The following is a 13,399-nucleotide window of genomic DNA, read 5'->3' as shown; positions in this document are numbered from 1 at the left end:
TGGGTGCGGCTGGGGAGTCGGGCGGGCCGGGGCGGGCGGACGGGTCGGCCGCCCGCCCCGGGGGCGGACCGAGGTCAGCCGATGGCCTTGTCGATCGTCCGGACGGCCGCGTCCCAGGCGTCGTCGGGGCTGGTGCCGCGCTGTTCCATGTTGTTGATCTGGGTGGAGATGGAGTCCTTGATCACGCCGTCCTTCGGGCCGAGGACCGCCTCGGGGATGGACTTCGCGCCGTCGGCGTAGATCTGGCCGATGGGGGCGTCGTTGAAGTACGGCAGGGTCGCGTTCTTCACGTCGGGCAGCTCGTAGGCGCCCTGGTTGGACGGGAAGACGCCGATCGCCTTGAAGACGGCGGCCTGCTGCTCGGGGGCGGTCAGCCACTTGACGAGCTTGGCGGCCTCGTCGACGTGCCGGCCGGACTTGGGGACGGCGAGGAAGGAACCGCCCCAGTTGGCGGAGGTGTTGCCGGGGGCGCTGGTGATGTCCCACGTGCCCTTGTTGGCGTCACCGGCGTACGTGGAGATCTGGCCGGCCATCCAGGCGGGACAGACGACGGTGGCCACCGTGCTCTTGCGCAGGGCCGCCTGCCACTGGTCCTCGAACTGGGCCAGGCCCTGCGTCAGCTTCCTGTCCGCGGCCCGGGCGGCGAGCTGCCAGCCCTTCTCGACACCGGCGCTCTCCCGGTAGACCGGCTTGCCGCTCGCGTCGTAGTACTGCTCGGGGCTGGAGCTGACCACGGCGTTGAACATGGCGCTCGCGGAGTCCATGAAGTACGTGCCGGAGGGGGCCTTCTTCTTGTACTGCTCGCCGAGGGCGAGGTAGGCATCCCAGCCGCCCTCGGTCAGCTTCGCCACCTCGTCCCGTTCGGTGGGCAGCCCGGCCTTCTCGAAGAGTTCGCGGTTGTAGCAGAGGGACATGGGGCCGATGTCGGTGCCCGCGCCGATGACCGCGCCGCTGGGGGCGGTGGCCTGCTTCGCCTTCCACGACACCCACTCGTCCACGGCGATGACCTCGGAGAGGTCGGCGAAGGAGTCCGCCTTCGTGTCGACGATCTCCTTGATCCGGCCGACCTCGATGCCCTGGACGTCGGCGAGACCGCTGCCGGAGTTCAGCTGCTGGAGGAGCTTGGGGTAGTAGTTCTTCTCCTCGGCGGTGGTGTCCTCCTTGACCGTGATCTTCGGGTTCAGCTCGTGGTACTTCTCGAAGAGCCCGGCCTCCTTGTAGCCGAACTGCCCGAAGTCCGCGACGGTCAGGGTGATGGCGCCGTCCGCGTCGGCCCCCTTGTCCGAGTCGGACGAGCCGCCGCATCCGGTGAGGAGGAGGGCGGCGAGCGTGAGGCCCGTGGTGGCCGTGGCGGCGGTTCTCGGGCGTCGGCGGGCGACGCTGCGGGTGATGCGCATTCCACTGCTCCTTGTTCCGGGGAGTCCTGGGGAAGGCAGGACGGAAAGACAGGAAGGAAGCGCGCGAGATCTCCTCCCATCCCTGTGGGAGCGCTCCCATGCGCCGATGCCGGAAGGTTCCTGCCTCAAGGGGGCAGGTGTCAAGAGTTGAAGACGATTCCGTTGCCGAGGGATGTCCGGCGCGTCACGGAGGGGTTCGGGGCGCCTCTCCCGTCGGAAGGTGAACGGGAGGCACCCCGGGCCGGGTGAGGTGCCGGTACACACCACCCCTGTTAATTTCTCCCTTATGCACCTTTTGATCACCCTGTTCGCCGACACCCGTCCCGGTGAGTGAGGCGGGATGGGCGTTCTGCGCGACCATCCCGAACTGGCCCTCTTCTTCTGCATCGCGGCCGGCTACCTCGTCGGCAAGCTCCGCGTCGGCCCGATCACGCTCGGCGGCATCTGCGGCACCCTGATCGTGTCGCTGCTGATCGGGACCCGGCAGGTGAGCGTCGACGACGACGTCAAGACGGTCTTCTTCGCGCTGTTCATCTTCTCGCTCGGCTACCTGGCCGGGCCGCAGTTCTTCGCCAACCTCAACCGCGGGAGCCTGCGCTTCTTCACGCTCTGCCTGATCGAACTGGTCTGTGTCCTCGGGATCGCCTTCGGACTGGCCAAGGCCTTCGACCTGGACGTGGGCACGGCCTCCGGGATCCTGGCCGGGGCCGCCACCGAGTCCGCCGTCGTGGGCACCGCCACCGAGGCGATCGGGAAGCTCGGCGACCTGACCCCCGAGCAGATCACCCAGTACCAGGGGCACGTGGCCACCGCCTACACGGTCTGCTATCTGTTCGGCCTGATCACCATCGTGCTGTTCACCAGCCAGATCATGCCGATGCTGCTGCGCATCAATCTGGCGGACGCCTCGCGCGAACTGTGGGAGAGGATGCGCGGCGGGCAGGCCGGGCTGGAGTCCGACGAGCGTGAGGCGCTGCCCGGCACGGTCGGCCGCACGTATCTGGTGACGCGTGCCGACGGCCGGACCGTCGCTGGTCTCCAGAGCGCCATGGGCGGGCGGATCACCGTCGAGGCGGTCAAGCGCGGCAGCAGGCTGCTGACGCCCTCCCCCGGTCTGGAGCTGACGCTCGGCGACCTGGTCCAGGTGGTCGGGGAGCGGGCGGCGATCATCGAGGCGGGCCGGGAGATCGGCCCGGAGACACCGGCCGTGCCGGGGCTGGACACCCCGCTGGCCACCAGCCAGGTCGCCGTCACCGAGAAGGAGACGATCGGCGCGAGCATCGACCGGCTGGAGAAGCGGCACCCGGAGTTCCGCAAGGACGGGGTGTACATCACCGATGTGCTGCGCAACGACCAGCATCTGCCGGCCAGCGGGGAGACGGTCCTCGCGCGCGGCGACGTCCTGACCCTGGTCGGCGCCCGGGGCGGGCTGACCCGGCTCGTCGCCAAGCTCGGCGCGGTGGTGAAGAACGACGCCACCGACTTCGTCTACCTGGGCTTCGGCATCGTGGCGGGCTCCCTGCTCGGCCAGATCGTGGTCGAGCTCGGGGACGTCCCGATGTCGCTCGGCACCGGCGGCGGCTGTCTGATCTCGGGGCTGGTCTTCGGCTGGTTCCGCTCCCGCAGCCAGACCTTCGGAGCGTTCCCGCCGCAGGCCGCGACCACGCTCAAGGACATGGGCCTGGCCGTCTTCATCGCCTGTACGGGACTGGCGGCGGGCCCGCAGGCCTGGCCGCTGCTGAAGGAGTACGGGGCGCTGCTGCCGTTCGCGGGCATCGCCATGGTGCTGGTCCCGGCGACGATCTCGCTGATCGTCGGCCGCAGGCTGCTGAAGATCGAGAAGCCGCTCCTGATCGGCGCGATCGCCGGCCAGCAGTGCTCGACCCCGGCGATCACCTCCATCACCCAGGTGGCCCAGAGCTCCGTCCCGCTTCTCGGCTACACGATCACGTACACGCTGTCCAACTTCCTGCTACCGCTGACCGGACCCGTCCTGGTCGGCGTCCTGGGGGCCTGACGTGGTCGACTTCCTGAACCGGAACATCTTCCAGCCCCATCCCGAGCTGCTCGTCTTCCTCGTGGTCGCGTTCGGCTTCCTGCTGGGCAGGATCCGCTACCGGGCGATCGCGCTGGGCGCGGTGACGGGCTGTCTGGTGGCGGGGCTCCTGCTCGGGGCCCAGTTCAAGGTCCAGATCGACGACACGGTGAAGAACCTGTTCTTCATCATGTTCCTGTTCGCCCTCGGCTACCGGGTGGGCCCGCAGTTCTTCCGGGGGCTCAAGAAGGACGGTCTGCCGCAGGTCGTCAACGCGGTGGTCGTCTGTGTGACCGGGCTGCTGGTCTCCTGGCTCTTCGCCCGGCTGCTCGGCTACGGGCCCGGTCTCGGCGCCGGACTGATGAGCGGGGCGCTGACCCAGTCGGCGGCGATCGGGGTCGCCCAGGACGCGATCGGCACGCTGCCGGGGCTGTCCGGCGACCAGGTGAAGACCGAGGAGAACCTGGTCGCCGTCGGCTACGCGGTGACGTATCCGCTGGGCACGATCCTGTGCGCGTTGCTCCTGGCCAACGTGCTGCCCCGGCTCTACCGCCGTGATCTGGCGCGGGAGAGCGCGGAGCTCGCGGCGGAGCTGGACGCGCCGGACGAGAGCCCGGACGAGGGCGAGGGCTACTACGAGGTGGTCCTGCGCGCGTACACCGTCCAGCGGCCGGATCTGGTGGGGCGCTCGGTGGCGGACTTCGAGGACCAGCAGAAGGCGCTGGGCCGCCGGGTCTACCTCACCGGGATCCGCCGCGACGGCACGGTGCTGGAGCACGACCAGTCCCGCACCCTCCAGCTCGGCGACACCGTCGCGGTCAGCGCCGTCCGGGGCGACCTGGTGGCCTTCGACGCCCGTACCCGCATCGGGGCGGAGGCCGACGACGTCGCGCTGCTGGGCTACCGTACCGAGACCCTGCACGTGGTCGTCGCGGAGAAGGCGCAGATCGGCCGGACCATCGAGGAGGTGCGGCGGGAGCCGTTCATGGTCGGGGTGTATGTCGACAAGCTCTACCGGGCCGGGGCCCTCTTCCCGTACCGGCTGTCCACGAAGCTGGAGCGGGGCGACACGCTGGTCCTGACCGGTCCCGAGCGGCTGGTCGGTCCGGCGGGGAAGGCCCTGGGCACGCCCGTTCCGACGAGCTTCGCGACGGACATGATCTGGGTCGGTCTCGGCATCTTCCTCGGCGGCTGCATCGGCATCCCGGCGCTGACGGCGGGCGGGGTGCCGATCTCGCTGTCGACCTCCGGCGGCGGACTGATCATGGGCCTGGTCTTCGGCTGGATCCGCGGCAAGTACCCGACGTACGGGAATGTGCCGCCGGGCGCCCAGTGGTTCATGGACACCCTCGGGCTGTGCCTCTTCGTCGCGGTCGTCGGGATCAACGCCGGGCCGGGCTTCACCAGCGGTCTGTCGTCGGCCGGCTGGGGTCTGCTGCTCCTGGGGGCCGTCGCCACCGTCGTTCCGCTGGTCGTGGGCTTCCTGGTCGGCCACCACGTGCAGAAGATCCGGTTCCCGGTCCTGATGGGCGTCCTGGCGGGCGGCCAGACCACCACGGCGGCCATCGGCGCCGTCAACGAGACCTCGAAGTCCCAGATCCCCACGCTCGGTTACACCATCCCGTACGCCGTCGGCAACGTGCTGCTGACGGTGTGGGGCGCCGTGATCGTCCTGCTCAACCACTGACCTGTTACGGAACGGACACCGCCATGCCGAAGACCAGCCTCAGCCGTGAAGAGATCCGGTCCTACGCCCAGCTCTCCCCCTTCGAGCTGAAGGACACCTTCATCCGCATCGCGACGGACGCGCAGAGCGGCCGGCCGGGCCAGAAGGGGAAGACGACCCGGGCCATGCTCAACGCCGGTCGTGGCAACCCGAACTGGGTCGCCACCGGCCCCCGCGAGGCGTACCACGCGCTCGGCTACTTCGCGATCTCGGAGTCCCGGCGGGTGTGGACGGCCGACAACCTGGGCGGCATGCCGGAGGAGGCCGGGTGCGCGGAGCGCTTCGACCACTTCGTCCGAACGCACCCGGAACTGCCGGGGATCGAGCTGCTGAAGGCGTGCGTGGACCTGGCGGTGAAGCGGTTCGGCTTCGACCGGGAGGCGTTCCTGCACGAGCTGACGGACTCCTCGATCGGGGACAACTACCCGGTGCCGGACCGGATCCTGCGCCACACCGAGGAGATCGTGCGCGGCTACGTCGCCGACGAGATGTTCGACCACCGGCCGCCGGAGGGACAGACGCTGAGCCTGTTCGCCACCGAGGGCGGCACGGCGGCGATGTGCTACATCTTCGACTCGCTGATGAAGAACGGGATCCTGGCCAAGGGCGACCGGATCGCCCTGATGGTGCCGGTGTTCACCCCGTACCTGGAGATCCCCGAGCTGGACACGTACGACTTCGACGTGGTGCACGTGGAGGCGAGCCTGTTCACCGAGACCGGGGTGCGGCAGTGGCGCTACCCGGAGGAGGAGATCGCCAAGCTCGCGGACCCCTCGATCAAGCTGGTCTGCTGCGTCAACCCGAGCAACCCGCCCTCGCTGGCGCTCTCCCCGCGGGTCTGCGAGCAGATCGTGTCCGTCGTCGGCGAGCGGAACCCGAACCTGATCATCGTCACGGACGACGTGTACGGGACGTTCGTGGAGGGCTTCCGCTCGCTCGCGGCCGACCTGCCGCGCAACACGCTCCTCGTCTACTCCTACTCCAAGCACTACGGGGCGACCGGCTGGCGGCTCGGGGTGATCGCGCTGCACGACGACAACGTGATCGACGCGATGCTGGCGGAGCAGGACCGGGCGCAGAAGGACCGGCTCGGCAGGCGTTACGGATCGCTGTCGCTGGAGCCGGAGAAGATGCGGTTCATCGACCGGCTGGTGGCGGACTCCCGGCAGGTGGCGCTGAACCACACGGCGGGGCTCTCGCTGCCGCAGCAGGTGATGATGGCGCTGTTCTCGCTGTTCGACATGCTGGACGAGGGGCAGGCGTACAAGCACCGGATCCGGGCGATCGTCCGGCAGCGGCTCGACCTCCTGCTGGAGGGCGCGCACATGAAGATCTCGGAGGATCCGAAGCGGGCGGCGTACTACATCGAACTGGACCTGCTGGCCGAGGCGGAGCGGACCCACGGAAAGCCGTTCGCCGACTTCCTGGAGCAGAACTACGAGCCGGTCGACCCGCTGTTCCGGCTGGCCGAGCAGACCTCGGTGGTCCTGCTCAACGGCGGTGGCTTCGACGGCCCCCAGTGGTCGGTCCGGGTGTCGCTGGCCAACCTGGACGACCTGGACTACCTGAAGATCGGCCACCATCTGCGGGCGATCTTCGACGCGTACGCCGAGGAGTGGCGGGCGGGTGGCGCTGCCGGCCCGTCCGGAGTCTGAGGACGTCCTTCGGGCGCGGGGCGGAACGCGCCCCGGCCGGAGGTGGGGTGGGGTCCGGCCGGGACGCGCGGCTGGGGGACGGTGCGCGGCCGGCACGGCGGTGGGGGGCGCCTGTGCCGCACGGAGGTCGGGAGCCGGTGTCCCCGCCGCCACCGGGGCGAACGGTGGCGGCGGGGGCCGACGTGGGGGCCCCGGGGGAGGTGGGGGTTCGACGACGTCCCCGGGTTGCTTCACGAGCACGCTATCGGCCGCACAACCGGCGAAAGGGGCGATCCGGACAGCGGGCGGTGTTCTTAGGTTCCGCTTAAGGAACGCATCGGAGCGGGTTAATGCGGCGACTCGGCGGCGGCCCGGTTCTGCTCGCGCCGCTGCCGGCCGACGCGGCGGCCCACCCGGCGGCCGTGGCCGCGCCGGCCGCGCTCGGGGCGGTCGCCGTGCAGCCCGATCCAGATCCGAACCTCGGTGCCGCCGAGGACGGACCGGCCGATGCGCAGGTCACCGCCGGTGGACTCGGCGACCCGGCGCACGATGTCCAGGCCGAGGCCGGTGGAGCCGACGGAGCCCCGCGCCCCGGCACGCCCGCTGGCGCCCCGGGCGAGGGCCGCCTCGGGGTCGTCGATCCCCGGGCCGGCGTCGGAGACGAGCACGATGACCGCGTCACCGCTGTGGTGGACGTCGACGGCGAAGGCCGTTCCCTCGGGGGTGTGGCGGAAGACGTTGCCGAGCAACGCGTCGAGCGCGGCCGCCAGTTCGGGCCGGGCAACGGGGATGCGGGCCGTACGGTCGACTCCCGCGAGGCGCACTTCGCGGCCCTCGTCCTCGGCGAGCGCCGACCAGAAGCCCATGCGTTCGCGGATCACCTCGGACACGTCGCAGCCCGCCTCCGCCTGTCCGCCCTGGGTCTGCGCCTGTTCGCGGGCCGTGCGGATGATCGTGTCGACCTCGTGCTCCAACTGCTCGACCGCAGCCCGGGTCTGCTCGGCCGCCGGGCCCTCGCCGAGGGACGCGGCGTTCAGCCGGAGCACGGTGAGCGGGGTGCGCAGCCGGTGCGAGAGGTCGGCGGCCAGCTCGCGTTCGTGGGCCAGCAGCTGGACGACCTGATCGGCCATGGAGTTGAACGCGACGGCGGCGGAACGCAGTTCGGTGGGCCCCTCCTCGGGGACCCGGGTACCGAGGCGCCCCTCCCCCAGGTCCTGGGCGGCCCCGGCGAGGCGCTGGGCGGGCTGCACCATCCGTACGCCGAGCCGGTCGGCGACCGCGACCGAGCCCACGATCAGGGCGAGGCCGACGCCCGCCAGCATCAGCCAGGCGGTGGCGACCCCGTTGGACACCTCTCCCTCGGGGACGAACACCTCGACGACGGCGATCTCCCCGGTGCTCAGCGCGGTCGGCTGGAGCAGCGCGAACCCGCCGGTGACCTCGGTGATCGAGGCCCGCCCGGCCTTGCGCACGGTCTCCACGTCCTCGGGTGCGGCGCGCCGGGTGCCGATGTCCAGGGGCCCGTCGGCGGCCCCTTCCGCGTCGGTGTCCTCGGACCGGGCCCGGTCGGGGGCCGGGACGTGGACGGCGAGGTGGCCCCGGTCGCCCGGTTCGGTGGACAGGACGGCGCGGGTGAGCTCCTCGCGGTCGGTGGTGATGGAGAGGGTCGGGGCGATGGTGCCGGCCTGGCGTTCGGCGTCGGAGAAGGCCCGGTCGCTGGCCATCTCCCGGATGACGAGTCCGAGCGGTACGGCGAAGGCGATGACGACCATCGCGGTGACCGCCAGGCAGACCTTGACCAGGGCCCATCTCATGCGGGCGGCTCCACCGCGGGCGCGTCGGCGGGCGGTTGGAGCTTCACACCGACGCCGCGCAGGGTGTGCAGGTAGCGCGGGCGGGCGGCGGTCTCGCCCAGCTTGCGGCGCAGCCAGGACAGATGGACGTCGATGGTCTGGTCGTCGCCGTAGGACTGCTGCCAGACCTCGGCCAGCAGCTCCCTGCGGGCGACGACCACCCCGGGCCGCCCGGCCAGGAAGGCGAGCAGGTCGAACTCGCGCCGGGTGAGGTCGAGTCCGGCCCCGTCCAGCTCGGCGCTGCGCCGCAGCGGGTCGATGGAGAGCCCACCGACGCGGATGACCCGGGGCGGGGGCGCCTCGCTCCCGGCGGCCCGCGAGCGGCGGAGGACGGCGGCCATCCGGGCGGAGAGGTGCTCGACGGAGAACGGTTTCGTCAGGTAGTCGTCGGCGCCGTCGTTGAGCAGCCGGACGATCTCGCTCTCGTCGTCCCGGGCGGTGGCGATGATGACGGGCACGTCGGTGATGGACCGCAGCATCTTCAGCGCCTCCGCGCCGTCCAGATCGGGCAGTCCGAGGTCGAGGATGACCACGTCGAAGCGGAAATGCGCGACCTCGCGCAGCGCTTCGAGCGCGGTGCCCACGCTCCGTACCGTGTGGGAGGCCTCACTGAGGTGCCGGATGAGGGCGGAACGTACGAACTGGTCGTCCTCGACCACGAGCACACTTGCCATGGGCGGCACCGTACGCCATGGCGGCGGGCCCGGTCCCGGCCCCGTCGGAATCCTCCGCAAAGGCCGGAGAAGGGCGTTGGCCCGGCCGGGCCGGGCGGAACGGGAGGCGGCCCGGGGCGGGGCGGGAGCCGGCGGGTCGGGGCGGGGCGGGAGCCGGCCGGGCGGGCGGGCGGGGCGGGAACGGGCCGCGTGGGCCGAGGGACCCGGGGCGGGGCGGGAGCGGGCCGCATGGGGCAGGATGTGCCCGATGCAACGAGGACTCGTACACGCGCTGGCGTGGACGCTCGCCACCGGCGCGGCGGTCACGCTCTCGTGGTGGGGTGTGCACACGGTCATGACGGGGACCGCGTACGCCCCGCCCCGGGCCGTACCGATCTCGGTGGGCGCGGGGGCTCCCCAGCGCATCGGGCAGAGCACCGAGGCGCCGCTCGTCTCCTCGACGCACCGGACATCGCCCTCCCCCTCCGCCTCGTCGGACACCGGTGACGCGCGCCCGTCGGCGTCGGCGCCGCGCCCCTCGCGTACGCCGTCGGCGACCCCGGAGAAACCGCCCGCACGGTCGGCTCCGGCGAAGGCTTCCGGGCAGGTGAAGAGCTATCGGACCGACGGTGGCCGGGTGGTGTTCGAGCTGGGCGCCGACTCGGCGAAGCTCGTCTCGGCGACGCCCGAGCCGGGCTGGTCGATGCAGGTGTGGAAGAACGACGCCTGGATCCGGGTGGACTTCAGCGACGGGGGCGGACAGGACGGCACGACGTTCTCGGTGTTCTGCACCTGGAACGGGACGCCGCCGATGGTGCAGATCGTCGAACCGTAGGCTGCGGCGGCCTCCTGATCAGGGGTTCCGGTCAGGCGTCCCGGCCACGCTCCGGTCGGGCCCTCCGGCCTCGGGGCCCGGTCACGGGTTCTCGAAGACCGACGGCGGGGGCGCGGGCGACGGCTTGGCCGCCGCGTCGGTGACGACGGCCGCACCGCCGGTGAAGTCGGTGAGCGCACGGCCGTGTTCGACGCGGCCGGGGTGCGGATCGCCCGCCACCCGCCGGGTGAACTCCGCGACCGGGAGCGGCAGGGCCGAGGCGAGCAGCACCGCGTTGCCGAAGCGGCGGCCCCGCCACACCACCGGGTCGGCGGCCAGCGCCAGTTCGGGGAAGACGGCGGCGGCCGTGGCGACCTGGCCGCGCAGATGGGCGAGCGGGGGCCCGTCGGCGAGGTTGGCGGCGTAGCGCCCCCCGGGCTTCAGCACCCGGCGTACCTCGCCGAGGAATTCGGCGGAGGTGAGGTGGGCGGGGGTACGGGCTCCGCCGAACACGTCGGCGATGACCAGGTCCGCCCAGCCGTCGGGGAATCTGCCGAGCCCTTCGCGGGCGTCGGCCGCCCGGACCCGGACACGGGCCTGGGGGTCCAGCGGGAGGTGGTCGCGGACGAACTGCACGAGGGGCGCGTCGAGCTCGACGATCTGCTGGGTGGAACGGGGGCGGGTCGCGGCGGTGTACCGGGCGAGGGTGAAGGCGCCGCCGCCCAGGTGCAGGACGTGCAGCGGCTGGAGCGGGGGTGCGGCGAGGTCGATGATGTGGCCGAGGCGGCGCTGGTAGGCGAACGCGAGGTGCGTGGGGTCGTCGAGGTCCACGTGGGACTGCGGGGCGTCGTCGATCAGCAGCGTCCAGCCGTGCGGGCGCTCGCGGTCGGGTATGAGCTCGGCCACGCCGCCGCCGACCGGCCGGGAGACGGCTTCGCGCTCGGCCCGGCCGCCGCGCCCGGAGCCCTGGCGGCCCTGCGGCGCGGCACCTTTTGCGGCGGCCTTGTCCGCGCCCTTCCCCTTGCCTCGGCCCGGCGTTCCTCGACGTGCCACGTTCGCTGGTCCTTGCTGCTGGGGGCCCGGGTTCGCCGGTCTGACGGAGCTGTGCGGAAAGGTTCCGCCCGTCCGGCCATTATGGGCTCAGCAGCAGCTGTCGGCCGCCTCGATCAGCCGGGCCGCCTGGTCGAGGGCGGCGCGGAGCACGGCCGGGTCGGTGACCGGGGCGTCCTCGGCCGGCGGGAGCAGCCAGCCGGATCCGGAGACCGGCGGCTCGGCGGGGATGCGCAGTCCGCGGCCGTCGGTCCGCGTGCAGGCGCTGCCGGGTACGTCCCAGCCGTCGGCGGTGCCCGGCGGCACGAGGAAGCCGAGGGTGTCGCAGGCCCCGTCGTGCAGGACCGGGCCGACGGCCTCCTGGTCGCCGCCGCGGCGGAGGATGTCCACGGCTTCCAGGCCCTGCCGCGCCGGGACCGTGACGAGGTCCAGGGGCGGGTCCGCCGGGGCGGGGGTCGTCGTGGTCGTCCCTGAGCCGGTCTCCCTGCCGAGGTGCAACAAGGGAACCCCTCCTCTCATCGCCGAACGGAGCCACGCTCCGTCTCCACGTGGACCAACGCCGGGGGCGCGTCAAGGGCTACGGCCCCACACCGCCGCAAAGGGTGGCAGTTCATGGCGGATCGCGGTCGGTATGCCCCCTTTCGCAACGAAACGCTGTGTGTGCGTGCCGTCACAGCAGGTACGTTCTTGCTCCGCCGGGACACCGGAACTCCGGGGCGACCGGGGAGGCCCGGGGGACGCCGGGTGGCACGAGCCCCGGCTGCACCAGAGAGGGGCCGGCATGGCGTCGACAGGGGCAGTTCCCAACCTCGCCTTCCGTCAGCTGCGCGGACAGCGCTCCGCCGGGGAGTTCGCGGCGGCCGTCCGCAGGGCGGCCCGGGAGATCGGCGAGCAGGTCGCGTGCGACGCCCGGTACATCGGGCGCGTGGAGTCCGGGGAGATCCGCTGCCCCAACTACGCCTACGAGCGCGTCTTCCGGCACATGTTCCCCGGGGCTTCCCTGACCGACCTGGGGTTCTCGGCCCGCGAGAGCGTACGGGGGCGGGGCGCCCGGGTCGTGTCCGAGCCCCCGCCCACGGACGCGTCCCGGGCCGTCCCACCGGGGCCCGCCCCCTCGCACCGCGACACCGATACCGACGACATCCCCGAGGAGAGCGACGTGCTGCGTCGCGTGTTCATGACGAGCGGAACCGCCACGGTGGCGGCCGCTTCCCTGGGTCTCGGCGGGGCGCCCGCCTCCGCCGCCCGGGTCTCCCTGCCCACGCAGCGCCGGGTCGGCGAGGCGGAGGTGAGCGCCGTCGAGAAGGCGGTGCGGCAGATCCGGCTGCTGGACGACCGGCACGGCGCCGACGGCCTCTACCGGCGGGCCGCGCAGCCGCTGCGCGCGGCGTACGAGCTGCTGGACGCCGGGAGCACCGCACGGCGATCCACCTCGGACCGGCTGCACACCGGCGCGGGCGAGCTGGCCATCTCGGTGGGATGGCTGGCCCATGACTCCGGCCGCTTCGACGACGCCCGCTCGCACTACGCGGAGGCGCTGGCCACGGCGCGGCTGGCGGGGGACGCGGGCCTGGAGGCGCACGCGTTCTGCAACACGTCGTTCCTGGCCCGGGACGCGGGACGGCCGCGCGAGGCGGTCCGGGCGGCGGAGGCCGGTCTGCGGGCCGCCCGCACGCTGGGGTCGCCCCGGCTGCTGGCGCTGCTGGCACTCCGGGAGGCGGGCGGCCGGGCGGGGCTCGGCGACCGTACGGGGTGCGACCGGGCGATCGGGCGGGCGCGGGCGGCGTTCGAGCGGGGGCCCGCGGCGGGCGATCCGGAGTGGATGAGCTTCTTCCGGGAGGCGGAGCTGGAACTGCTGGAGGCGCAGTGCTGGTCGGCGCTGGGCGACTGGTCCCGGGCGGCGCGGCACGGACGGCGGGCGGTCGTGCTCCAGGACGCGCACTTCACCCGCAACCTCGCGCTGTACCGGGCCCAGCTCACGGGTGACCTGGCCCGCGCGGGCCGGGCGGACGAGGCGGCGGTGACGGGGCACCAGGTGCTGGATCTGCTGACCCGGGTGCAGTCGTCGCGGATCCGGGGGATGCTGGCGGGCGCGGCCCGGGTGCTGGGCCCCCGGACGGGGGCGACGGAGGTGTCGTCCTTCCTGACCCGCCACGCGGCCGGCGCTTCCGGCGCGTAGGGGGGCGCCCCCTCCTTCAGCCCGTCCGGCGGCGACCGCCCGGCCCGGTGGGCCCGGG

The 13,399-nt window shown here is 72.6% G+C and carries 10 protein-coding genes; 5 read left to right on the top strand and 5 right to left on the bottom strand.

The features are described 5' to 3' along the window. Window positions 1-74 precede the first annotated feature (74 nt). A complete protein-coding gene (locus KME66_RS22705; protein ID WP_073216226.1) occupies window positions 75-1,397 on the bottom strand; it encodes an ABC transporter substrate-binding protein in 1,323 nt (440 codons plus the stop codon). A 340-nt stretch (window positions 1,398-1,737) separates the two neighbouring features. Here KME66_RS22705 and aspT (KME66_RS22700) point away from each other — a divergent pair, with 340 nt between their 5' ends. From aspT (KME66_RS22700) to KME66_RS22690, 3 genes are read left to right on the top strand one after another with little or no spacing between them, the layout of a single operon-like run. Next, window positions 1,738-3,414, top strand: coding sequence for an aspartate-alanine antiporter (aspT, locus tag KME66_RS22700; RefSeq protein WP_216325312.1), 1,677 nt, complete (start codon window positions 1,738-1,740; stop codon window positions 3,412-3,414). 1 nt (window position 3,415) lies between these two features. Continuing rightward, window positions 3,416-5,119 carry an aspartate-alanine antiporter gene (aspT, locus tag KME66_RS22695; protein ID WP_216325308.1) on the top strand — a complete coding sequence of 568 codons (1,704 nt, stop codon included), beginning with the start codon at window positions 3,416-3,418 and terminating at the stop codon, window positions 5,117-5,119. A 23-nt stretch (window positions 5,120-5,142) separates the two neighbouring features. Then, entirely contained in the window at window positions 5,143-6,813 is a 1,671-nt protein-coding gene (locus KME66_RS22690) for a bifunctional aspartate transaminase/aspartate 4-decarboxylase (protein ID WP_073216217.1), read from the top strand. A gap of 326 nt (window positions 6,814-7,139) precedes the next feature. Here KME66_RS22690 and KME66_RS22685 read toward each other — a convergent pair whose 3' ends face one another. Next, window positions 7,140-8,606: a HAMP domain-containing sensor histidine kinase gene (locus KME66_RS22685; protein ID WP_216325305.1), complete on the bottom strand. Its 1,467-nt coding sequence runs from the start codon at window positions 8,604-8,606 to the stop codon at window positions 7,140-7,142. Beyond that, window positions 8,603-9,319, bottom strand: coding sequence for a response regulator transcription factor (locus tag KME66_RS22680; protein WP_073216211.1), 717 nt, complete (start codon window positions 9,317-9,319; stop codon window positions 8,603-8,605). The genes KME66_RS22685 and KME66_RS22680 overlap by 4 nt, the downstream gene beginning before the upstream one ends. Before the next feature lie 247 nt (window positions 9,320-9,566). On the opposite strand from KME66_RS22680, the gene KME66_RS22675 reads away from it, so the two are divergent. Next, the gene (locus tag KME66_RS22675; RefSeq protein ID WP_216325302.1) at window positions 9,567-10,133 is read left to right on the top strand and encodes a hypothetical protein; all 567 of its coding nucleotides are present in this window, start codon (window positions 9,567-9,569) and stop codon (window positions 10,131-10,133) included. A gap of 81 nt (window positions 10,134-10,214) precedes the next feature. On the opposite strand, the gene KME66_RS22670 is transcribed toward KME66_RS22675, so the two are convergent. After that, window positions 10,215-11,165, bottom strand: a complete 951-nt coding sequence (locus tag KME66_RS22670; RefSeq protein WP_216325299.1) for a spermidine synthase — start codon at window positions 11,163-11,165, stop codon at window positions 10,215-10,217. An 87-nt stretch (window positions 11,166-11,252) separates the two neighbouring features. Then, window positions 11,253-11,660: a hypothetical protein gene (locus tag KME66_RS22665; RefSeq protein WP_073216202.1), complete on the bottom strand. Its 408-nt coding sequence runs from the start codon at window positions 11,658-11,660 to the stop codon at window positions 11,253-11,255. Between the two features lie 283 nt (window positions 11,661-11,943). On the opposite strand from KME66_RS22665, the gene KME66_RS22660 reads away from it, so the two are divergent. Beyond that, entirely contained in the window at window positions 11,944-13,341 is a 1,398-nt protein-coding gene (locus KME66_RS22660; protein ID WP_216325297.1) for a tetratricopeptide repeat protein, read from the top strand. Window positions 13,342-13,399 lie beyond the last annotated feature (58 nt).

This window comes from Streptomyces sp. YPW6 (genome assembly GCF_018866325.1).
Classification (GTDB): Bacteria; Actinomycetota; Actinomycetes; order Streptomycetales; family Streptomycetaceae; genus Streptomyces.
Note: the sequence above shows the minus strand (reverse complement) of the source record. Positions and strands in the feature narration are given on the sequence as shown.